The organism is Actinoplanes utahensis, from assembly GCF_016862455.1.
Lineage (GTDB): Bacteria > Actinomycetota > Actinomycetes > Mycobacteriales > Micromonosporaceae > Actinoplanes > Actinoplanes utahensis.
The window spans coordinates 1-20,413 of the sequence record NZ_BOMZ01000092.1 but is presented as its reverse complement, the minus strand read 5'-3'; the positions used below and the strand labels follow the sequence as shown (position 1 = coordinate 20,413).

19 protein-coding genes and 2 pseudogenes are annotated in these 20,413 nt (G+C 71.6%); 13 read left to right on the top strand and 8 right to left on the bottom strand.

Features of this window, described 5'->3' with window-relative positions; all coding sequences use genetic code 11:
- Positions 1-10: 10 nt before the first annotated feature.
- The 4 genes from Aut01nite_RS33555 to Aut01nite_RS33540 all read left to right on the top strand — a co-directional run bounded on the left by Aut01nite_RS33555 (position 11) and on the right by Aut01nite_RS33540 (position 4,527).
- Entirely contained in the window at positions 11-1,270 is a 1,260-nt protein-coding gene (locus Aut01nite_RS33555) for a threonine/serine exporter family protein (RefSeq protein ID WP_043527559.1), read from the top strand.
- Positions 1,271-1,424: 154 nt separating this feature from the next.
- Positions 1,425-2,783, top strand: a complete 1,359-nt coding sequence (gene gadC / locus Aut01nite_RS33550; RefSeq protein WP_236642850.1) for a glutamate/gamma-aminobutyrate antiporter GadC — start codon at positions 1,425-1,427, stop codon at positions 2,781-2,783.
- The gene (locus Aut01nite_RS33545; RefSeq protein ID WP_043527563.1) at positions 2,780-3,196 is read left to right on the top strand and encodes a hypothetical protein; all 417 of its coding nucleotides are present in this window, start codon (positions 2,780-2,782) and stop codon (positions 3,194-3,196) included. Before gadC ends, Aut01nite_RS33545 begins: the two co-directional genes overlap by 4 nt.
- Positions 3,193-4,527: a dipeptidase gene (locus tag Aut01nite_RS33540; RefSeq protein ID WP_236642852.1), complete on the top strand. Its 1,335-nt coding sequence runs from the start codon at positions 3,193-3,195 to the stop codon at positions 4,525-4,527. Before Aut01nite_RS33545 ends, Aut01nite_RS33540 begins: the two co-directional genes overlap by 4 nt.
- A gap of 12 nt (positions 4,528-4,539) precedes the next feature.
- Here the strand turns inward: Aut01nite_RS33540 and Aut01nite_RS33535 are convergent, their stop codons facing one another.
- Positions 4,540-6,282 carry a SulP family inorganic anion transporter gene (locus Aut01nite_RS33535; RefSeq protein ID WP_201775555.1) on the bottom strand — a complete coding sequence of 581 codons (1,743 nt, stop codon included), beginning with the start codon at positions 6,280-6,282 and terminating at the stop codon, positions 4,540-4,542.
- Between the two features lie 97 nt (positions 6,283-6,379).
- Between Aut01nite_RS33535 and ppk2 (Aut01nite_RS33530) the strand changes: the two genes are divergently transcribed.
- Positions 6,380-7,216, top strand: coding sequence for a polyphosphate kinase 2 (ppk2, locus tag Aut01nite_RS33530; protein WP_236642853.1), 837 nt, complete (start codon positions 6,380-6,382; stop codon positions 7,214-7,216).
- Here the strand turns inward: ppk2 (Aut01nite_RS33530) and Aut01nite_RS33525 are convergent.
- Positions 7,206-8,378, bottom strand: coding sequence for a cation:proton antiporter domain-containing protein (locus Aut01nite_RS33525; RefSeq protein WP_083999349.1), 1,173 nt, complete (start codon positions 8,376-8,378; stop codon positions 7,206-7,208). The two genes, ppk2 (Aut01nite_RS33530) and Aut01nite_RS33525, sit on opposite strands and share 11 nt — an antisense overlap.
- A gap of 122 nt (positions 8,379-8,500) precedes the next feature.
- On the opposite strand from Aut01nite_RS33525, the gene ppk2 (Aut01nite_RS33520) reads away from it, so the two are divergent.
- Complete coding sequence (ppk2, locus tag Aut01nite_RS33520) at positions 8,501-9,340, top strand: polyphosphate kinase 2 (RefSeq protein ID WP_043527568.1); 840 nt, start codon at positions 8,501-8,503, stop codon at positions 9,338-9,340.
- Positions 9,341-9,360: 20 nt separating this feature from the next.
- The gene (locus tag Aut01nite_RS33515) at positions 9,361-10,572 is read left to right on the top strand and encodes an MFS transporter (RefSeq protein ID WP_052164012.1); all 1,212 of its coding nucleotides are present in this window, start codon (positions 9,361-9,363) and stop codon (positions 10,570-10,572) included.
- Here Aut01nite_RS33515 and Aut01nite_RS33510 read toward each other — a convergent pair whose 3' ends face one another.
- On the bottom strand, positions 10,573-11,490 hold the full coding sequence (locus tag Aut01nite_RS33510) for an SPFH domain-containing protein (protein WP_161790674.1): 918 nt from the start codon (positions 11,488-11,490) through the stop codon (positions 10,573-10,575).
- 323 nt (positions 11,491-11,813) lie between these two features.
- On the opposite strand from Aut01nite_RS33510, the gene Aut01nite_RS33505 reads away from it, so the two are divergent.
- Entirely contained in the window at positions 11,814-12,113 is a 300-nt protein-coding gene (locus Aut01nite_RS33505; protein ID WP_043527571.1) for a hypothetical protein, read from the top strand.
- Positions 12,114-12,521: 408 nt separating this feature from the next.
- Here the strand turns inward: Aut01nite_RS33505 and Aut01nite_RS33500 are convergent, their stop codons facing one another.
- Both Aut01nite_RS33500 and Aut01nite_RS33495 read right to left on the bottom strand, forming a co-directional pair.
- On the bottom strand, positions 12,522-13,190 hold the full coding sequence (locus tag Aut01nite_RS33500) for a response regulator (RefSeq protein WP_043527573.1): 669 nt from the start codon (positions 13,188-13,190) through the stop codon (positions 12,522-12,524).
- A gap of 29 nt (positions 13,191-13,219) precedes the next feature.
- The gene (locus Aut01nite_RS33495; RefSeq protein WP_052164013.1) at positions 13,220-14,356 is read right to left on the bottom strand and encodes a sensor histidine kinase; all 1,137 of its coding nucleotides are present in this window, start codon (positions 14,354-14,356) and stop codon (positions 13,220-13,222) included.
- 125 nt (positions 14,357-14,481) lie between these two features.
- Here Aut01nite_RS33495 and Aut01nite_RS33490 point away from each other — a divergent pair, with 125 nt between their 5' ends.
- The 3 genes from Aut01nite_RS33490 to Aut01nite_RS33480 all read left to right on the top strand — a co-directional run bounded on the left by Aut01nite_RS33490 (position 14,482) and on the right by Aut01nite_RS33480 (position 17,169).
- A complete protein-coding gene (locus Aut01nite_RS33490) occupies positions 14,482-15,513 on the top strand; it encodes an alpha/beta hydrolase (protein WP_043527574.1) in 1,032 nt (343 codons plus the stop codon).
- Positions 15,510-16,604 carry an acyltransferase family protein gene (locus Aut01nite_RS33485; RefSeq protein WP_052164015.1) on the top strand — a complete coding sequence of 365 codons (1,095 nt, stop codon included), beginning with the start codon at positions 15,510-15,512 and terminating at the stop codon, positions 16,602-16,604. Before Aut01nite_RS33490 ends, Aut01nite_RS33485 begins: the two co-directional genes overlap by 4 nt.
- A gap of 67 nt (positions 16,605-16,671) precedes the next feature.
- A complete protein-coding gene (locus tag Aut01nite_RS33480) occupies positions 16,672-17,169 on the top strand; it encodes a cell division protein FtsX (protein WP_161790675.1) in 498 nt (165 codons plus the stop codon).
- Between the two features lie 109 nt (positions 17,170-17,278).
- On the opposite strand, the pseudogene Aut01nite_RS44965 reads toward Aut01nite_RS33480, so the two are convergent.
- Positions 17,279-18,157: pseudogene (locus tag Aut01nite_RS44965) on the bottom strand (LLM class flavin-dependent oxidoreductase); the annotation flags it as partial.
- 86 nt (positions 18,158-18,243) lie between these two features.
- Here Aut01nite_RS44965 and Aut01nite_RS33470 point away from each other — a divergent pair.
- Positions 18,244-18,579 (top strand): hypothetical protein, encoded by a 336-nt coding sequence (locus Aut01nite_RS33470; RefSeq protein WP_043527579.1) that lies wholly within the window; start codon positions 18,244-18,246, stop codon positions 18,577-18,579.
- Between the two features lie 41 nt (positions 18,580-18,620).
- Here the strand turns inward: Aut01nite_RS33470 and Aut01nite_RS33465 are convergent, their stop codons facing one another.
- Positions 18,621-19,247, bottom strand: coding sequence for an alpha/beta fold hydrolase (locus Aut01nite_RS33465; protein WP_236642855.1), 627 nt, complete (start codon positions 19,245-19,247; stop codon positions 18,621-18,623).
- Between the two features lie 112 nt (positions 19,248-19,359).
- On the opposite strand from Aut01nite_RS33465, the gene Aut01nite_RS33460 reads away from it, so the two are divergent.
- The gene (locus Aut01nite_RS33460) at positions 19,360-20,151 is read left to right on the top strand and encodes a ferritin-like domain-containing protein (RefSeq protein WP_063958807.1); all 792 of its coding nucleotides are present in this window, start codon (positions 19,360-19,362) and stop codon (positions 20,149-20,151) included.
- 73 nt (positions 20,152-20,224) lie between these two features.
- Here Aut01nite_RS33460 and Aut01nite_RS33455 read toward each other — a convergent pair.
- Positions 20,225-20,413, bottom strand: a pseudogene (locus tag Aut01nite_RS33455) (hypothetical protein); the annotation flags it as partial.

The window sequence follows — 20,413 nt, the reverse complement described above, 5'->3', positions numbered from 1 at the left end:
GATTGCGCCGATGGCGGAGTCCAGACAGGAGCGGGAACTGCAGGAGTTCCTGCTGTATCTCGGCAGCGCGCTGACCGCGGCGGGCGAGGCCGTCAACCGGATCGAGGAGCATCTGCTGCGGGTCGCCGCAGCGTACGGGGCCCCGCACGCCCGGTTCAGCGTGCTGCCCACCTATCTGGTGATGTCCCTGGAACCGGGCCGGCCGGCGAGTCTCGAACCGACCCGGCAGCTGGGCGGCGGGCTGCGGCTGGACCAGACGGCGGCGATCTACGACCTGCTCCGGATCGCCGGGCAGCGCCGGATCTCGCCGGCGCAGGGCAGTGCCCGGGTGCGCGAGATCGTGACGATGGCGCCCCGGTTCCGGGTCGGGGCCCGGATCGCCGGGCATGCCGTGCTGACCGCGGGCATCTGCCTGATCCTGCAGCCGACCGGCGTGGACCTGCTGCTGGCGGCGATGTTCGGCGCGCTGGTCGGCGCGCTCAAGATGGTCGGGGCGCGCTGGACGAGCGTACAGATGATCATGCCGGTGTCCGCGGCGTTCGTGGTGTCCGCGCTGACCTTCGTGATCGCCGGAACCGGCTGGTCGGACGCGGACCTGCGGGCGATGGTGGCGCCGTTGGCCACCTTCCTGCCCGGGGCGGTGCTCACCATGGCGGTGGTGGAGGTGTCGGCCGCCGAGATCGTCACCGGGGCGAGCCGGCTGGTCTCCGGCGTCCTGCAGCTGCTGCTGCTCGCGTTCGGGATCGTCGGCGCGGCCCAGATGGTCGGTCTTCCCCGGGCCGAGACGCTGGTCAGCGCTCCGCAGAACTCGATGGGCGGGTGGGCGCCCTGGCTGGGCGCCCTGGTCGTCGCGCTCGGCTGCCACCTCGTCTACTCCGGGCCCCGCAACACCGTCGGCTGGCTCTGCGTGGTGCTGTACGCCGGATGGATCGGGCAGTACTTCGGCAACCTGGTGCTCGGCGGTTACATGAGCGGGTTCGTCGGGGCCGTGGCGCTGACCGTGGTGGCGTACCTGGTGGAGCAGGCCCCGTCCGGGCCGCCCGCGCTGGTCTCCTTCCTGCCCGGGTTCTGGCTGCTGGTGCCGGGCGCGCTGAGCCTGATCGGGGTGACCGAGTACCTCAGCCGAGACGCGGTCCGCGGCGTCGAGGATCTGCTCGGCGCGGCGAGCTCGATGATGGCCGTGGCCCTCGGCGTCCTCTGTGGCCATCCGCTGTACCGCGCTCTGGCCAGGACGCTCGGCGTGCGTGAGCTACGGCGGGAACGCCGCTGAACCGTTCTCCAGGGGTGAGGTGACGCGCGCCACTGCGGGTCGATGATCCGCGGAAAGAACCGCGCAGCGGAGAAGGAACGGAGGCAGCGTGAGTGCGACGGATGTGCCGGCGGCGAAACCGCGAGGGGCACGAACGATTTCCTACATATCCTGGGTGGCGCTGGCGCTGATGACCACGAGTTCGGTGGCCAGCCTGCGCCCGTCCCCGACGATGGCCGTCTACGGCCTGGCCAGCATCTTCCTCTACGTCGTCCCGGCCATCGTGTTCCTGCTGCCGACCGCGCTGGTCTCGGCGGAACTCGCCTCCGGATGGGAGGGCGGCGTCTACAAGTGGGTCAGCGAGGGCATCTCCAAGCCGGCGGGTTTCCTCGCCGTGTGGTGCCAGTTCGCGATGACCATCTTCTACTACCCCAGCCTGCTCGGCTTCGTGGCGAGCACGCTGGCGTACGTCATCAATCCCGATCTGGCGTCCAGCGGCGTCTGGACCGCCATCGTGATCATGGTCTGTTACTGGACCGGCGTGTGGGTGTCGTCCCGCGGCACCAGCGGTGTCGCCGGGCTGGCCAGCGGCGGCCTGATCATCGGCACGCTGATCCCCGGCACGCTGCTGGTGGTGCTCGGCGCGGTCTTCCTCGGCCAGGGCAACGAGTCGGCCGCCCCGATGACCGCCGACCACCTGTTGCCGGCCTGGGCGGGCCTGTCCAGCCTGGTGCTGATCGTGAACAACTTCCTGTCGTACTCCGGCATGGAGATGAACGCGGTGCACGTCGGCTCGCTGAAGAAGCCGGGCCGCGAGTTCCCGCGGGCGATGTTCCTGGCCATGGGCCTGGTCCTGCTGATCTTCATCCTGCCGGCGCTGGCGATCAGCTGGATCGTGCCGGCCGAGCAGCTGTCGCTGACCGCCGGCGTGATGCAGGCGTTCGACGCGGTGTTCGCCGCCTTCGGCTCGCAGTGGCTCACCCCGATCCTCGGCGTCATGCTGGTCGCCGCGTCGCTGGGCGGCATGCTCACCTGGCTGGCCGGCCCGTCCAAGGGCCTGCTGCTGATCTCGCGCCAGGAGGGCTACCTGCCGCCGTACCTGCAGAAGCTCAACAAGCACGGCGTGCAGCAGAACATCCTGGTGGTGCAGGGCCTGGTCACCACGGTGATCGCGCTGGCCTACGCGTTCATCCCGGACGTCTCCAGCGCGTACTGGATCTTCTCGGTGATCACCACCCAGGTCTACCTGATCATGTACCTGCTGATGTTCGTCGCCGCGATCCGGCTGCGCCGCAAGCACCCCGACCACCCGCGCGGTTACCGCGCGCCGATGCTGACCGGCCTGTGCGGGGTCGGGTTCGCCGCCTCGCTGGCCGCCCTGCTCATCGGCTTCGTCCCGCCGTCGCAGTTCGGCGCCGGCAGCGTCGGCGTCTACCTCGCCATCGTCGCCGGTGGCGCGCTCGGCCTCGGCCTGCTCGTGCCCTACCTGTTCTACCGGCTGCGCAAGCCGTCCTGGAAGGAGACCGCGGCATGAGCGGCAGGTCCGTGATCGCGACCGTCTCGCTGATCGCCCTGATCATCCTCGCCGGCATCGGCGTGGTCCGGGTCGTCAACGAGAACGAGACCCAGCAGGCGCAGGAGAAGGCTGCCCAGCTGAGCACCGAGTTCACCAACGCCGGGCTGCGGGCGCTGAACACCGACCGGGTCGTCAACCTGCTCGGCGACGACGGCGGCGCGGTCTGCCACGACCCGGACGTCGCGTTGCGCCGGGGCATCCTCTACGGCCAGTTCACCAACGGCGCGGCGGGACCCGGCCAGCGGCCGGTGATCGTCGACAACAAGGTGGTCCAGGGCCAGCTGCTGATCATCAAGGTCTACTGCCCGGAGTACATCGAGATGTGGCAGCACCTCGTCAACCAGCTGAAGTACGCGGAGGTGGCCTCGTGAGGGACCGGATCGAGGCCCTGATGGGCCGCGCCCGCGACGACCTCGCCGAACTGGTGGCGATCCGGTCGGTGGCCGACCCCCGGCAGTACCCGGCCGAGGAGTGCCTGCGGGCCGCGAACTGGGTCGCCGACCGGTTCGCGGGCGTCGGCTTCACCGGGGTCGGCCTGCACGAGACCAGCGACGGCAGCAACGCGGTCTTCGGGGTACGGCCCACCGCCGTCCCCGGCGCCCCGACCGTCCTGCTCTACGCCCACTACGACGTGCAGCCGCCGCTCGACGCGGCGGCCTGGCGCACCCCGCCGTGGGAGCTGACCGAGTCCGGCGGCCGCTGGTACGGCAGGGGCGCCGCCGACTGCAAGGGCAACATCGTCATGCACCTGACCGCGTTGCGGGCGCTCGGCGACGCCGACCTGCCGGTGAACCTGAAACTGATCGTGGAGGGCTCCGAGGAGCAGGGCACCGGCGGCCTGGAGGACTTCGTCGTCCGCAACCCCGGCCTGCTGGAGGCGGACGCGATCCTGGTCTGCGACACCGGCAACGCGGCGGTCGGGGCCCCGGCCACCACGGTGACGCTGCGCGGCCTGGCCAACGTGGTGGTGACCGTCGAAGCGCTGCGGGGCGAACTGCACTCGGGCATGTTCGGCGGTCCCGCCCCGGACGCGCTCGCCGCTCTCGTGCACATCCTGGCGACACTGCGCGACAGCGACGGCAACACCACGATCGCCGGGCTGGACAACTCCCAGAGGTGGACCGGGGCGCCGTACCCGCCGGAGCAGTTCCGGGCCGACGCCGGCCTGGTCGGCGGGGCCGGGCTGCTCGGCGACGGCACCGTCTCGGACATGCTGTGGGCCCGGCCCGCCGTCACCGTGCTCGGCATCGACTGCCCGCCGGTGGTCGGGTCGGCCGCGGCGATCCAGCCGCACGCGCGGGCCCGGCTCAACCTGCGGGTGCCGGCGGGCATGGACGCGGCCAAGGCGCAGGACGCGCTGATCGCGCACCTGCAGTCGGCCGCGCCGTGGGGGGTGCGGGTGACGGTGGAGAAGGAGTCGCTCGGGCAGCCGTTCGAGGCGCGGACCGGCGGGCCGGCGTATCGGGCGCTGGGCGCGGCGATGCGGGAGGCGTACGGGCGGGACATGGTCGCGCTGGGGCAGGGCGGCTCCATCCCGCTGTGCAACGTGTTCGCCGAGACGTACCCGCGGGCGGAGATCATCCTGATGGGGGTCGAGGAGCCGCTCGCGCTGATCCACGCCCCGAACGAGAGCGTCGACCCCGGCGAGATCGCCCGTCTCGCCCTCGCCGAGGCGCTGTTCCTGCGCGGTTACCAGCCCTGACGGCACGCGGTCTCACTCCGGCGCGGACCAGTCCGCGCCGGTTCGCGTGCGGAAGGCGGCCACCGCGTCCTCGAGGGTCGGGAAGAAGTGCTCCGGGTCGATCGTGTGGGTGAGCTGGTAACGGTCGATCTTGCGGCGGACCGGGTCCTTCAGCTCGGCCAGCACCAGCGACGTCCCCTGCGCGTTGAGCTCGTTGTCCAGGCTCTCCAGCATGTCCGCCGCGGTGATGTCGACGTCGGTGATCGGCTCCGCGGCGATGACGATCCACTCCGGCTTCGGCTCGCTCTTGGCCAGCTCCCGGATCTGATCACGGAAGACCCGCGCGTTGGCGAAGATCAGCGGCGCGTCGAAGCGGAACATCACCAGCCCCGGCAGCCGCTCGGCGTCCGGGTAGGACGTCACGTCGTGGTAGCCCTGCATGTCCCGGGTCCGCCCGAGCACCGCCTGATAGGGCCACCACACCCGGCGGAACACGTTCAGCACCGACAGGCCGACCGCGGCGACGATGCCCGGCAGCACGCCCAGCAGCGCCACTCCGAGGAACGCGGCGATCGACACCAGGAACTCCATCCGGCGCCGCTTCCACAGCAGCACCGTGCCGGGAACGTCGGCGAGCGACAGCGAGGCGGCGATCACCACGGCGCCCAGCGCCGGTTGCGGCAGGTCCCGCAACAGGCCCGGAACGAAGACCAGCATCAGTACGATCACCGTGGCGCCGACCACCCCGGTGAGCTGCGACCGCGACCCGGACTGCTCGGCCACCGCCGTCCGTGAGCCGCTGGTGCTCACCGGGAACCCCTGGAACAGGGAGGCGGCGATGTTGGCGGCGCCGATCCCGGTCATCTCCTGGTTCCCACGGACCTGCTGGCCGGTGCGGGCGGCGAACGACGACGCGGTGGAGATGGTGTCGGTGAGCGAGACCAGGGTGATGCCGATCGCCCCGGCCAGCAGCAGCCCGAACTGATCCCAGGAGGCGTGCGGCAGGGTGAGCGGCGGCAGTCCCTGCGGCAGCGGGCCGACCAGTCTCACCCCGTGCGCGCCCAGGTCGAAGAGGGACGACAGGGCGATCGACCCGACCACGGCGACCAGCACCGCGGGGATCTTGGGCAGCCACCGTTGCAGCACCAGGATCAGCAGCAGCGCGAACAGGCCGACACCCAGGGCCGCCGGATTCGTCTCGCCGGCGGCGACCCCCCGGACGAAGGCCCGGGTCTCCTCGATGAGTCCCTCGCCGTCGGCGGAGAACCCGCAGAGCTTCGGCAACTGGCTGATCAGAATGGTCAGGGCCAGGCCGTTCATGTAGCCGATCTGGGTCGGCTTGGACAGCAGATCGGCGAGGAACCCGAGTTTCGCGGCACCGGCCGCCGTCATGATCAGCCCGACCATCAGGCCCAGCATCGACGCCAGCGCCACCGCCGCGGCCGGATCGCCGCCGGACACCACCAGCGGCAGCACCACCGCGGCGATCATCGGGCCGAGCGACGAGTCCGGGCCGAGCACCAGGATCCGGGACGGCCCGAAGACGGCGTACCCGAGCAGGCACAGCACCGTCGTGTAGAGACCGTTGATGGCGGGCAGACCGGCCAGTTCCGCGTACGCCATGCCCTGCGGCACCAGCAGCGTGGTCAGCACCAGACCCGCGACCACGTCCTTGACCAGCCACCGGCGGCGGTAGGTCGCCACCGCCTCGATGCCCGGCACCCAGCCTGCCGCCCCCATGCCGTCCCCCTCTCGATCCTTCGACAAGTCAGCCATGCCGGACGTCCGTCTACGTCATTCCTCGCGGATGACGCCGCCGACATGAACAGCGGGAATCCTGGGGATGTCGGGACGATGCCGGAAGGGGCCCACCATGGCCGATCTCGCCAGGAAGTACCAGCAGGCACTGCGCGAGATCGCCCGGCTCCGCCGCCACGACCAGGCCGAGGCGGCGCTCCGCCCGTGGCAGGTCGAGCTGCTGAAACTGCAACGGCACCTGGAGGCGGAGAATCTGCGGATGATCGTGCTGTTCGAGGGCCGCGACGCCTCGGGCAAGGGCGGCACCATCCGGCGCGTCTCCCGCTACATGAACGAGCGGCACTACCGGGTCGTCGCGCTCGGCCGGCCGACCGCCGAGCAGCGTTCCCAGTGGTACTTCCAGCGGTACGTGGCCGAGTTCCCGGCCGGCGGCCAGATCGTGCTGTTCGACCGCAGCTGGTACAACCGGGCGATGGTCGAACGGGTCTTCGGCTTCTGCACGCCCAAGGAGTACAAGGACTTCCTGCGCGGCGTCACCGGCTTCGAGAAGGATCTCACCCGGCAGGGCACGGTGCTGGTCAAGCTGTACTTCAGCGTGACCCGCGAGGAACAGGCGCGGCGTTTCGAACGGCGCCGCACCGACCCGCTGCGGCAGTGGAAACTCAGCGAGATCGATCTTCAGGCCCAGGACCGGTGGGACGACTTCACCGAACGGAAATTCGAGATGCTGCGGCGTACGGACACCGCGGCCGCCCCGTGGCTGATCGTCCGTTCCAACGACAAGCACGCCGCCCGGCTGAACACCATGAAGGTGATCCTCGGCGCGATCGACTACAAGGAACGTTCCACCGCCCTGGACTTCACCCCCGATCCGCGGATCGTGGTCAGCGGGTCGGACGAGCTGGCGCTGATGCGGGCCTCGCGCCGGCGTATCGGCAGGTTCACCGAGTAGGCCCGGCGTAGCGGACCGCCAAGGGTCTCGCGCTCAGCCCGTGCACCAGCACGCTGAGCAGCACGGTCAGTGTGATCACGGCGACCGCCGGCTCCGCGCCCGGGCCCAGCTCCTCCACGGCGATCAGGGCGAACACCACCGACGCCAGGCCGCGCGGCCCGAACCAGCCGACGAACAGCGTCGCGTGCCGGCCGAGCCCCGCGCCGGCCAGCCCGAGAGCGACCGAGAGCATCCGGATGACGGTGAGGCTCAGCACCGCGTACAGCAGCACCCATCCGCTCAGGTGCCCGTCGAGCAGCGGCAGCGCGATCGCCCCGAACAGCACCCAGACCAGCAGGGCGGCCAGTCCCGCGGTCTCCTCCACGTAGAACACCTCACGGGGGCCACGACGCCCGGCGACGTGCCCGAACGCCATCCCGGCGGCGAACGCGGCGACGAAACCGTTGGCGTGCAGGGCGGTCGACAGGCCGTACGCCAGAAGTGCCAGAGCCAGCACCGCCGGACCGGCGAAGCTCTCCTCGCCCCAGCCCCGCCGGCCGGCCGCCCGCAGCAGCGCGCCGCCCGCCGCACCCACCGCCACCCCGGCGGCGGCGCCCCCGGCCAGCTGGAGCACCGCGCCGAGCACGCCGGCGCCGGCATGGCCCTCGGCCGACGCCACTCCGGCCAGGGCCAGCATCACGACCGGCGTGACGATGCCGTCGTTCAGGCCGCTCTCCACGTTGAGGATGCGCCGGATCCGCTCCGGCACCGCCGGATGGGTGATCACCACGGCGCCGAGCGCCGCGTCGGTCGGGGCCAGCGCCGCGCCGATCAGCAGAGCCATCCACGGACTGTGCACGCCGGGCAGCAGCCAGGCGGCGAGGGTCCCGGCCGCCACGGTCAGCGGCAGCGCCACCCCGAACAGCCGGGCGTAGACAGCGGCATCGGCACGCAGGTCGCCTACCCCCACTCGGGCCGCGTCGGAGAACAGCACCCACACCAGGGTCGCCTCGGTCAGCGCCGTCACTCCGGCGGCGCCGGCGCCCGCGTCCAGGCCGAGGCCGAAGGCGAGCAGCGCGCCGACGCCGACGAACACCATCGGGGCGGTCAGGTCGGCCCGTTCCAGCCGCGCCGACAACGCGCCCCAGACGATGACGGCCACGAGGATCAGAAGCGCGCCCACGGTCACACCTCATGTCAGCGCATCCGCGCGGGCCACGGATCATCCGTGGCGGAGGGCGCGCACGGCGCCTCCGGACGGCACGGTGAAGGCGACAGGCCCCGTCGCGCTTTCCGGAGGAAGACATGGCCAAGCACAAGCACCGGTCCCTTCAGACCGCGACCGCCACGGACGGTGACGGCACGGCCAGACCCCGGATGAAGGAGAAGGAGTACCAGAAGGAGCTGCGCAGACTGCACGGTGAGCTGGTCACCATGCAGGAGTGGGTGAAGGCGACCGGCGCCAAGGTGTGCGTCGTCTTCGAGGGCCGCGACACCGCCGGCAAAGGGGGTGCGATCAAGGCGATCACCGAGCGGGTGAGTCCGCGGGTGTTCCGGGTGGTCGCGTTGCCGGCGCCCACCGAACGGGAGCGGTCGCAGATGTATCTGCAGCGGTACGTGCCGCATCTGCCCGCCGGCGGTGAGGTCGTCATCTTCGACCGGAGCTGGTACAACCGGGCCGGTGTGGAACGGGTGATGGGTTTCTGCAGCAAGGGCGAGGCGCGGCAGTTCCTGCAGGCCACCCCGAGCATGGAGCACCAGATCGCGGACTCCGGCGTCATCCTGGTCAAGTACTGGCTGGAGGTCAGCCCGCAGGAGCAGACCCGCCGCCTGGAGGGCCGCATCAACGACCCGCGCAAGACGTGGAAACTCTCCGAGCTCGATCTGCTGTCGTACACCCGGTGGGACGACTACTCCCGGGCACGCGACGACATGTTCCGGGCCACCGACACCGAGTGGGCGCCGTGGTACCTCGCGGTGACCGACGACAAGAAGCGCGGCCGGCTCAACATCCTCAGTCACCTGCTCAGCGTCGTGCCGTACGAGCGGATGAAGCGCGAGACGGTGAAGCTGCCGGAACGCCCGGAACCGGCCGAGCGGGCGGAGCCGCGCGTCGCGGTGAGGCACATCCCCACCGTTCTCTGAAGAAACCTTAATATTGCCGGATGTGGACGGCTGACTTCATCCGGTACTTCGTGGCACGCACCATCTCCATGTTCGGCGACGCGATGCTCACAGTCGCGGCCGCCCTGGCGATCGGGCAGGTGTACGGGGCCACCGGCGTCGGCCTGGTCCTCGCCGCGTGGATGCTGCCGATGCTCGGGTTCATCCTGTTCGGCGGGGTGTTCGCGGACCGGTTCGGAGCCCGGCCGCTGATGCTCGGCGCCGACCTGGTCCGGGTCGTCGCGCAGGTCGTGGTGGCGGTGGCGTTCTTCACCGGCACCCCGTCGATGCCACTGCTGATCGTGTGCTCGGCGGTCAGCGGCGCGGCCGCGGCCATGTTCCAGCCCGGCGTCAACGGTCTGGTCCCACTGGTCAGCAACGATCCACAGCGAGCCAACGCGACCATCCGCACGGCCGTCGCGTTCGCCGAGATGCTCGGCCCGGCGGCGGCCGGCGTCCTGTTCGCGGTGTTCGGGGCCGGGCCGGTGTACGCCGTGGACGCCGCCACCTTCGCGATCAGCGCGATCTGCCTCGCCACCCTGCGCACCGGTCCCGTCCGGCGGCGGGCGTCGTCCCCGATCCGGGACCTGATCGAGGGCTGGCACGAGTTCCGCGCCCGCAGCTGGATCTGGAGCGTCATCCTGGTCTGGGTCGCGTACGGGATCTTCCTGTTCGGCCCGCTCATCCCGCTCGGGGCCGTGCTGGTCAGCGAGGATCTGGGCGCGTCGGCGTACGCCTGGATGCAGTCCGCGCTCGGCGCCGGAACCGTGTGCGGCGGGCTCGCCGCGCTGCGGCTGCGACCGCAACGCCCGCTCGCCGCCGGCGCCGTGGCGATGTTCGGCTTCGTGCTGCTCCCCCTGGCCATCGCCACCCACGTCACGCTGCCCTGGCTGCTGGCCGCGGCCTGGATCAACGGCGTGGTCTGGGCGTTCTGGTCGATCCAGTGGCAGACCAGCGTGCAGACCCTGGTGCCGCCGGCGATGCTGAACCGGATGACCTCCTACGAGGTCCTCGGCTCCACCGGCAGCGTCCCGATCGGTCAGGCCCTGGCCGGCCCGGTCGCCGGGGTGACCGGCGGCGAACGTGTGCTCGGCGCCTCGGTCGTCGTCGGCGTCCTGGGCTGCGCCGCGCTGCTGCTCATCCCGGCCGTCCGCACCCTGCGCCGCGCTCCCGAGCCGGTGCCGTCGGGAGCGCCCCAGCCGGCGGAGCGTTGATCAGGTGGCCGCCGGTGCCGGTGCGGGCGCCTCCACGGTGCCGCCCGGTGGCAGGGGCAGGAAGGACGGGCAGCCCTTCGGCGCCTCGCCGGTGAGGCAGCGCTGCAACGTGTCGTACAGGATGTAGCCGTCCGGGCCGAGCACGCCGACCAGCTTGCGGATCTGCTTGAGCTTCTCGTCGAGCGTCGCGTTCTGCTCGACCAGCGCCTGCCGCTGGGTGATCGCCACCTGCACCGCGGCCAGCCCGTCGATCAGCTCCTTGCGCGGTTCCGGGTTCTGCAGCGTCAGGTTGAACTGCTCGAAGTACGCCTTGTCACCGGTGGTGGCGGTGACCGATGCGCCGAGGCTGGCGTTGATCGCCGTCTCGAACTTCTCCCGGGTCGCCGGATCGTTGTAGAGCGCCAGCCAGTCGTACTTCTGCGCCTCGGTGGTCAGCGCCTTGGCCAGCGGCTGCCCGATGTAGAAACGCAGCATCTCCAGCCAGTTCTCCGTGGTCTTGCCGTCGTCGCCGAGCACCGGCTGGAATTTCAGGCCGATCTCCTCGTGGAAGGCGCGCAGCACCCCGCCGTCGTCGTCGCACGAGGTGTCCAGGTGGAAGGTCAGACCGCCGGTGATGGTCAGCTCCTGGTTGTCCTTCGACACCACGGTGTACGCCTGGGACTCCGCGTCCTTGCTGCTGCTGAACTCGAAGTTCCGCTGCCCGGCCGGATACTTGTAGTACTGCTCGCCGAGGCCGTCCCAGGAACGGTTGTTGGATTTCACGCACTCCTGGTAGGTGGTGCTGGAGAAGGCGCCCGCGTCGTAGTGCAGCGCCACCTGATCCGAATCCGTGCTCACCGTGGTGCACCCGGCGACACCCGCGCCGATCAGCAGCAGCGCACCCACCATCGCGATGCTCTTGGCTCCACGTAGCATCATCGTCCCCCGTCGCCCCGGTGGACCCCCAGGATCCGGCATCCTGCGCAGCGAACCCGGCGGGTGACAGAAATCCGACAGTCAGCGTGCGTTACTACGCCGCGCTGCTGCTCATCCCGGCCGCCCGAACCCCGCGCAGCGCTTCCGAGCCCGCCGTGCGAGCCGGCCCGCTCCCCTGTTCTCGACGCGGAGATCACGAAGCCGTCGCGACAGTGCTGTGCCGCGCTTGTTCGCCGACGCGGACATCGTGGTAGGTCAGCGCGTCAGGTGAACCGGGTCGAGCTCTACCATGCCCTGGCCGGCCATTTCGTGAAGGAGGCGCCGCGGTGGGGTTCGATGTGTATGTCGAGAACCAGGTGCACGAGCGACGCTCTGCCGGCTCGGAAGCGGGCTCCTCGCTGGAACGCCTGGTGGCGGCGAGCGACCGGGAACGGCACCACCTGGTGTCGAGGATCGATTCCTACGGCGACACCATGATCAACCTGATCCAGCTGCCGCAGCTGACCGTGGAGCTGGACGAGATCGCGAGCCGCAGACCGGAGCTCCGGGTCGACGTGCAGGCGCTGGGGGCGCTCATCGAGGAGGCGACCCGGGCACGCGGATATCTCTGGATCTCCGGTGATTGAGTGGGGCCTGCTGCTGATGGCGTAATCACCGATCATGGTCAACTATCCCGAACACGGATGCCTCCTGCCGGTATCGCCGTGCGGCACTACCGGGGCGCCCCGAGCCCGCGACCATTTCCACCAGCGCGGCAGTCCCGATCATGGACCGGCGTACCCACGAAGGCTTCATACCGGCCAGGTCACCCTGCCGCGGCGCACCGTTCACGTCGGTGCGTGGTTCCGGCTGCTGCGGACCGTGCTTAAGGAGATCAACACTCCGGTCTCGTTCCTGCGCTGGAAGGCGGACAAGGAGACGCTGGTGCGGATCCGGGACTGCATCGAGCGGCCGGTGCGTGCCGGGCAGACCCGTCCCCCGCCTCACTCATGCATGCCTGTTGCGGTCACAACCCAGAAACCGCCGTAGCGGTGTCAGTCCGGTGCGACGACGAGGCCGGTCTCGTAGGCGAGGATGGCCAGATGCACCCGGTCGCGGGCGTCGAGTTTGGTGAACAGCCGGGCCACATGGGCCTTGGCGGTGGCCGGGCTGATGTGCAGATCCACGGCGATCTCCGCGTTCGACCGGCCCTGGCCGACGAGGGTCAGCACCTCACGCTCCCGCTCGGTGATCCCGTCCAGGCTGCGGCGGCGGGCCGGGGCGGGAGCCGGCGCGGGCGTGCTGCCGGCGAAATGCTCGATCAGGCGGCGGGTGACGCTCGGGGCGATCAGCGCGTCCCCGGCGGCGACCACCCGGATCGCGCCCAGGATGTCCTCGAGGGCCATGTCCTTGACGAGGAAGCCGCTGGCCCCGGCGCGCAGGGCGGCGTACACGTACTCGTCGTCGTCGAACGTGGTGAGGATGAGAACCCGCGCCGGACCGGGGCCGGCGACGACGTGCCGGGTGGCCTCGATGCCGTCCATCACCGGCATCCGGATGTCCATCACCACCACGTCCGGCTGGTGCTCGCGGACCAACCGGACCGCCTCGGCGCCGGTGGCGGCCTCCCCGATCACCTCGATGTCGACGGCGTCGTTGATCAGCACCCGCAGGCCGCTGCGGATCAACGGCTGGTCGTCGGCCAGCACCACCCGGATGCTCATCGCTCCCCCGCCTTCCGTGGTAGCGCCCATCATGCCGCTCCGGGCAGCGGGATGCGGGCGGCCACCCGGAAGCCGCCGTCGGGGCGCGCGCCGGCGTCGAACTCGCCGCCGAGCAGGCTGACCCGCTCCCGCATGCCGGTCAGGCCGTTCCCGGCGCCGGCGGCGGGACCCTGCCCGTCGTCGGCGACCTCGATGGTGAGCGTGCCGGCGTCCTGGCGGATGTCGACGTCGCAGTCGTCCGTGCCGGCGTGCCGGATCACGTTGGTCACCGCCTCCTGCACGATGCGGAACGCGGACAGGTCGATGTCGGGCGGCAGCGGCACCGGATCGCCGTGCCGCCGCAGGCGGACCCGCACGCCGGCCTGAGCGCTGCGCGCCACCAGATCGTCGAGGTCGGCGAGGCCGGGCGCCGGATCCCGCGGCGCCGGGCCGGACCCCGCATCGGTACGCCGGAGCGTGCCCAGCATCCGGCGCAGCGCCGCCGCGGTGTCCCGGCTGGTGTCCTCGATGTTGGCCAGCGCGTTACGGGCCTCCGCCGGCTGGGTGTCGATGACCCGGCGGCCCACCCCGGCCTGCACGGCGATCACGGCGATGCTGTGCGCCACCATGTCGTGCAGCTCGCGGGCGATGCGCAGCCGCTCGGCCTGCACCGCCCGGGCCTCGGCCTGCTCCCGCTGGACGGTCGCGTAACGGCGGCGCTGCCCGATCGAGTCGCCGAGCACCCCGGCGGTGACGGCCGCCAGGCTCACGACGGTGAGCATGGTCGGCACGTCGTCGAGGAAGCCGAGGGCGACGGCCACCGATCCTTGCAGGACGGCGACCGCGATCACCACCGGGATCGCAACGCGCCGCGACCGGACGGCGGCCACGTTGCCGGCCAGGACGTCGGTGACGACCAGCATGATGGCGGCGAGGATCCTGCCGTAGATCTGGTCGGGCACGGCGAACAACACGGCGACGCTGCCGACCAGAACCACCACGAGGGCCGCCAGCGGTGAACGGCGTGCCAGGCTCACCGGCAGGAGCAGGGCCAGGCCCATCCCCGCCAGCCATTGCAGGGCGGCGGGGTCGCCGGGCAGGGTGACGGCCAGGAACAGGGCGAACGGGAACAGGAACGCGCCGAGCCAGGCCGGCACGGCACCCGTCCGGAAGTGTGCGGCAGGCATGCGGCAGATCGTAATGACGCGGGGACCGTCCGGGCATCGGCCCACGGGCGTAAGCCCGTGGGCTATCCCGGATGCCGACCACGGGCCGATGTGCCGGGCCACGCCGTCCCGGCACGGTGTGCGCCATGACATTGATCAGACGCCTGCGGACGGCACTGGTGATCACCACGGTCGTGGTGGCGCCCGCGACGGGTTCGGTGCTGGCCGCGCCCGCCACCGCGCCGGTCCTGCCGCCCGCCGGCGCCGCCGCCTGGCAGGCCGACCGGCGGCAGCTGCCGGACCCGGTGACCGCCACCCCGTCCGAGGTCCGCGCCTGGTTCGCCGCCATGCCGGCGGCCCGGCAGGCCGCGCTGGCCGCCGAGCACCCGGGTGTGGTCGGCAACCTGGACGGCGCGCCGATCGCCCTGCGGTACGCGGCGAACCGGCGGTCTCTGCAGGAGTCCGGAGTGGACCACCCCGACGGCGACTACCTGATCTTCGACCCGCGGGGACGGGGCCGGGTCGCCCAGGTGTTCGGCGACCTGTCCACGGCGTTGCGGGTCGCGGTTATCGTGCCCGGCATGCGGAACCGGCTGGCGAACTTCTGGCGTGGCGTCGGCGGGCAGGCGTACCGTTCGCCGGCCGTGCAAGCCGCCGACCTGCAGCGGGCCGGGTCCGGTCCGGGCGGTCTCGCGGTGATCGCCTGGCTCGGCTACGACGCTCCCCAAGGTTTCGACGAGGCCGGCCGGCCCCACCTGTCGCAGAGCGGCGCCACCGCGCTGACCCGCTTCGTGGACGGTCTCGCCGCGGTCCGCCCGGACGCCACGATCGCGCTCCTCGGGCACAGCTACGGATCCACGGTGATCGGGCACGCCGCGCCCCGGCTCTCCCCGCGGGTGACCGACCTCGCCGTGTTCGGCAGCCCCGGCATGGGCGTGGACAGCGCCGCCGCGCTCCGCACCGGCGCGCGGGTCTGGGCCGGGCAGAGCACCGGAGACTTCGTCGCCTGGGTTCCGCCGGGCCGGTTGTTCGGCATGGGCCACGGGGCCAAGCCGGTGGACCCGGGATTCGGCGCCCGGCTGTTCCCCACCGCCGACGTCTCCGATCACGACCACTATCTGTCGCCCGGCACCGACTCGTTCACCGCGCTGGCCGGGATCGCCGGAGGCCGGCGGTGAGCCTGGCGGTGCGGCTCGACGCCGCCACCCCGGCACACCGCGACCGTACGGTCGACGCCCTGCGCGCCGTGGCGATCCTCGGCGTGGTCCTCGGGCACTGGCTGGTCTCCGCGGTGGTGAGCGACCCGGCCCGGGCCACCGCCTGGCACGGCGCGAGCCCGCTGCGCGAGCATCCGGCGCTGATCCCGGCGACCTGGGTGCTGCAGACCCTCGGCCTGTTCTTCCTGGCCGGCGGATATTCGGCCGCCCGCGGCATCCGCGGCCGCCATCTGCCCTGGCTCGGCGCCCGGGTCGTCCGGCTGGCCCGGCCGGTCGCGGTGCTCGCCGCGGTCTGGGTGCCGGCCTGGCTGCTGCTGCGGGCCACCGGCGCGCCGGAGAGCACCTTGCACGTGGTGCGCTCGTTACTCGTACACCCGCTGTGGTTTCTGCTGGTCTATCTGGTCCTGACCGGGTGTGCCCCGGCGCTGCGGGCCGCCGTCCGCCGGTACGGCCTGTGGCCGCTGCTGCCGTTGCTGCCGCTGGTCGCGGCCTCGGACATCGGCCGTCACCTCGACCTGGCGGCCTGGTCCCGCCCGGTGGCGACGGTGGCCGGCTGGGCGGTGCCGTACCTGTTGGGCATCGCGCTGGCCGAGGGCCGTCTCCCGCGCCGTGCCGGACTGGTGCTGCTGCCGGTCGGTGTCGCCGCGGGCGCCGCGCTGGTGCTGCTGGCCGGCTATCCGGCGAGCGCGGTCGGGGTGCCCGGCGACGGCTGGTCCAACCTCGATCCGCCGTCGCTGTTCGCGCTGGCGCTGGCGGCCGCCCAGATCGGCGTCTATCTGCTGGTCCGCGACCGGCTGGCCGGCTGGCTGCGGCATCCGGCCCGCTGGACCCCGGTCGCCGTGCTGAACATGGCCGCGATGACGGTGTTCTGCTGGCATCAGAGCGCCCTGCTGCTGGTCACCTTCGCCGGCGTGCCCGCCGGCCGGCTGCCCGGCCTGCTGGACGAACCCACCGGCGCCTGGCCCGTCCACCGCCTCCTGTGGCTACCGGTCTTCGCGCTCACTCTGGCCGCCCTCTGCTCGGCCTTCCACCGCTGGGAACGACCCCGCTGACCGGCTGTCCGAGACCTGCGCCACTCCGGGCCGGGCTGGTCACCCGCATCCGCTAGCGTGCAGCGCCATGCGACTACTGAAGATCGTTTTCGGGGCGTTGCTTGCCGTGGTCACGCTGGCGGGCTGCGGCCTCTTCGAGGAGTCCGCCGACGAGCGGCTGGCCCGGGAACTCGACCAGCACGCCACCTTCACGGTCTTCATGGACGACGAGGCGACCGAGCGGCAGAAGTCGGACGTGCGCGCCTGGCTCGAGAAGCGGCCCGGCATCACCGAGATCACCTTCGAGGACAGGGCGGCTGCCGCCGCGAAGGCACGAAAGCTGTTCGCGGACGAGCCGGAGTTCCTCGAGTACCTGAACGAGGACACCCTGCCGGAGTCGTTCCGTCTGAGACTCGAGAACAGCGCCGCCACCCGCGAGATCCGCGACACCGCCGCCGGCAAGGAGCTGGAGGCGCTGCCGGGCGTCCGGCAGGTCGTCTACCCCTGCACCTCGGTCGAGGAATGCCGCAAGGACAATCCGTTCTGGCCGAGCCCGAGCCCGGCGCAGAGCGCGGGAGGCCGCTGAACCGGGCGGCCCGGCAGGAGCGGGGACGCAGCGCCGCCAGCAGATCAGCGTGCTCGCGGCCGGTGCCACCGGGTGCGGCGACGTAGAGCTGCACCGCTGTCACGCCCGGCTGGACGAAACGGGTGATCCGCTCGCGGCACTCCTCGGGATGCCCGTGCAGCCACAGCTCGTCCACGAGATCGTCGGGCAGGGCCAGCGCGGCGCCCCGGGCGTCACCCTGCAAGAACCGCTGATGCGACGCGGCCAGCCGGTCGCCACGGCCGAGCCATTCGTGGAACCTGCGGTACGGCTCCTGGTTCAGGATCCAGCCGAGGAAGCGCCGTCCCCGCTCCCGTGCCAACGCGGCGTCCGGGGTGGGGCAGACGAAGAGCTTGACCACCATTACCTGATCGGTACGCCGTACGCCGGTCCCGTCGAGCACCCGGGGCAGATCGTCCGCGGTCAGCAGGTTCACCACCGCTCCGTCGCCGTCCTCGAACGCGAGCCGGGTCATCCGCGGGCGCAATGCTCCGACAAGCACTTTCGGCCGCGGCCGGGGCACGTCGGGAAGCTGGAATCCCCGTACCGCGAAGGTCTCGAACGTCTCGTCCACCCTCTCCCCCGCGAACGCGGCACGGAGAAGACGCAGCGTGTCCCGCACCCGGGCCAGCGGCCGCTCGAACGGGACCCCGTTGAGCGCCGTGACATGCGCCGGCACCGACGAGCCGATGCCGAGCAGCAGCGGCTCGCGGCTGAGCCCGGCCAGCGTCGCCGCGGTCTGGGCCAGCACGCCGGGACCTCGTGTGGACACCGGGATCACCGCCGATCCGAGGCGAAGCTCCGGCCGCCACGCCGCGGCCGCCGCCAGTGGGGTGATCGCGTCCGGGCCCCCGCCCTCGGTATCCCACCCACGCCGGCCCGCGCAATCAGGGCGGAAAGGCTCAGCGGACCGGAGCCGGGTGTCGATGAGGAATCCCGCGACACGGTTCGGGCTACGGTGGTGGATCACCGGGTGTCAGGCGGGGGCCGGCGCACCCGCGCAATGCTGTGAAACTCATCGCAAGAAGCCACAAGAGGGCTGGAGTAGATGCCGCGATGGCAACCTACATCCGGTGGCGCCTCGATCGCGTCATCGAGGAAGACGCATGGTGTTACGCCGAACTCGACGAGACGCGATGGGTCACACGCTACGTGGAGCGGCGCGAGAACAACGACGACGCCACCTTCGCCGCCGCATCGCTCGCTGAGGAAATGCGGCTGAGGGACGAGGAAGGGCTTCCCGCCCTGAGCGCGTACCACAGCGAGTACGGATGGACCCCGGAAGCGGCCGTCGAATACCGCTTCCGGGAGATCTCCGTGGAACAGTTCGAGGCGATCTGGCGGCAGGCCAGGCACGCCTGCGAGGCCGGTCTCCGGGCGCACCGGAGGTGATGGGTCACCGGAAGTAACGGGTCACCGGAGCCGGCCAGTCGTCAGAGGTGGTGGACGGTCAGGACGGCGTCGGCGAACGCCGCCGGCGCCTCCTGTGGGAGGTTGTGACCGGCATCGATCAGGCGATGCTGGTGGGCGGCGCGGAACATCGGAGCGTGGTCGGCGGTGCCGTTCGGCTTCAGGGTGTCGGTGGCGCCGTCCAGGGTCACCGCCGGAACAGTGATCTTCGGACGGGCGGCGAGGCGTACCTCGAGATCGTCGTAGGCCGGATCGCCCGCGGCCTGGCCGAGCGCGTGCCGGTAGGCGTGGATGACGACGTCGACGAAGTCCGGGTTGTCGAACGACGGAGCGGTCCGGTCGAACGTCGCACTGTCGAACGCCCACCGGGGCGACCACTGCCGCCACAGCATCCGGCACAGGTCGCGGCGGTGCGCGGCCAGGCTCTCCCGGCCGCGTTCGGTCTGGAACAGGTGCTGGTACCACACGGCGTGCTCGGCCACCGGGTCGTACCCGTGCCGTTGTCGCTCGATGTCGATGATGTCGTAACCAGCAAGCGAGACCAGCCCGGCCACCCGCCCCGGCCACAACGCCGCGGCGACGCAGGACGCCAGGCCACCCCAGTCGTATCCGGCCACGATCGGCCGGTCGAGCGCATTCACCCGCTCCATGGTCCGACCCTACGGACGAAGTGATCGGTCGGCGAATCACCGGTGGGAGATCGTGTGGAGGTTCCGTGATGGGCCTTTCGCGCGGTGACGGCTGCGGGCCAGGGTTTCGGCCATGGACTTTCGGCAGCATCTCGCGACGTTTCAGGAGCACGCCCGCCGCCGGGCCGGGCAGGACGAGCCGCAGCCGGCCGGTGGGCGGCTGCCGCGGGCGCTGATCCGCAGCATCCAGCGGTTCCAGGCCGGTGAGGACGGGGACGGGACCAGTGTGATCGCGGCGGCGGAGCGGGCCGGCGATCCGGTCTATCTGGCGGCGGTGCGGCTTTTCGTGGCCGAGGAGCAGAGCCATGCGGTACGGCTGGCGCGCGTGCTGCGGTACGCCGGGGCGGAGACGATCGGCGGGCACTGGACCGACACCGTCTTCGTTCTGGTACGCCGTGGTGGCGGCCTGCGACTGGAGCTGATGACGTTGATGCTGGCCGAGGTGGTGGCGCTGCGGTATTACCGGGCGCTGCGTGACGGCTGCGGCGACCCGTACGTCTCCGGGGTCGCCGCCCGGATCCTCGCCGATGAGGAGCGGCACGTGCCGTTCCACTTGGACCGGCTGCGGCAGGGTTTCGCCGCGGCCCCACGGGCCGGCCGGTTCGCCGCAGCCGTGGGATGGTGGGTGCTGATGGTGGGCGCGGCGCTCGTGGTCGCCGCCGATCACGGCGGCGCGCTGCGTGCTCTGGGCCTGGCCCGCCACCGGTTCGTGACCGATGTCCTGCGCCTCTTCCGCCCGATGGCCGCCTCTGTCTTCGGCCGCCGGGTCGCCGCAGCTCAGCAAGGGGCCGCCGAGCAGGAGGCGGCCGGGCAGAAGGCCGTCGGACAGAAGGCGGCCCGGCAGAAGGCGCTGCTGGGAAGCTGAGGGCAGGATGGCAACCTCAGGTCCGTCCCGGGATCGGCTGGATCCTCCGAGGCGGTGAGCGGCCGGGCAGACTTCAGTCGGACGGCGGGGCGAGGGTTGGCGGGCCGACAGGCGGCGCGGCGACGGGCGGAAAGCCGGCGGACGGCGGGGCGATCGACGGAGGATCCGCGGCGGGATCGCCGGTGGCGGGATCGCCGGTGGCGGGATCGCCGGTGGCGGGATCGCCGGTGGCGGGATCGCCGGTGGCGGGATCGCCGGTGGC

Coding starts and splice junctions, on each gene's coding strand:
- Aut01nite_RS33555 (WP_043527559.1), top strand. CDS start 11: ATGGCGGAGTCCAGACAGGAGCGGGAACTGCAGGAGTTCCTGCTGTAT.
- Aut01nite_RS33545 (WP_043527563.1), top strand. CDS start 2,780: ATGAGCGGCAGGTCCGTGATCGCGACCGTCTCGCTGATCGCCCTGATC.
- Aut01nite_RS33535 (WP_201775555.1), bottom strand. CDS start 6,282: ATGGCTGACTTGTCGAAGGATCGAGAGGGGGACGGCATGGGGGCGGCA.
- ppk2 (WP_236642853.1), top strand. CDS start 6,380: ATGGCCGATCTCGCCAGGAAGTACCAGCAGGCACTGCGCGAGATCGCC.
- ppk2 (WP_043527568.1), top strand. CDS start 8,501: ATGGCCAAGCACAAGCACCGGTCCCTTCAGACCGCGACCGCCACGGAC.
- Aut01nite_RS33515 (WP_052164012.1), top strand. CDS start 9,361: ATGTGGACGGCTGACTTCATCCGGTACTTCGTGGCACGCACCATCTCC.
- Aut01nite_RS33510 (WP_161790674.1), bottom strand. CDS start 11,490: ATGATGCTACGTGGAGCCAAGAGCATCGCGATGGTGGGTGCGCTGCTG.
- Aut01nite_RS33500 (WP_043527573.1), bottom strand. CDS start 13,190: ATGAGCATCCGGGTGGTGCTGGCCGACGACCAGCCGTTGATCCGCAGC.
- Aut01nite_RS33495 (WP_052164013.1), bottom strand. CDS start 14,356: ATGCCTGCCGCACACTTCCGGACGGGTGCCGTGCCGGCCTGGCTCGGC.
- Aut01nite_RS33490 (WP_043527574.1), top strand. CDS start 14,482: ATGACATTGATCAGACGCCTGCGGACGGCACTGGTGATCACCACGGTC.
- Aut01nite_RS33480 (WP_161790675.1), top strand. CDS start 16,672: ATGCGACTACTGAAGATCGTTTTCGGGGCGTTGCTTGCCGTGGTCACG.
- Aut01nite_RS33470 (WP_043527579.1), top strand. CDS start 18,244: ATGGCAACCTACATCCGGTGGCGCCTCGATCGCGTCATCGAGGAAGAC.
- Aut01nite_RS33465 (WP_236642855.1), bottom strand. CDS start 19,247: ATGGAGCGGGTGAATGCGCTCGACCGGCCGATCGTGGCCGGATACGAC.
- Aut01nite_RS33460 (WP_063958807.1), top strand. CDS start 19,360: ATGGACTTTCGGCAGCATCTCGCGACGTTTCAGGAGCACGCCCGCCGC.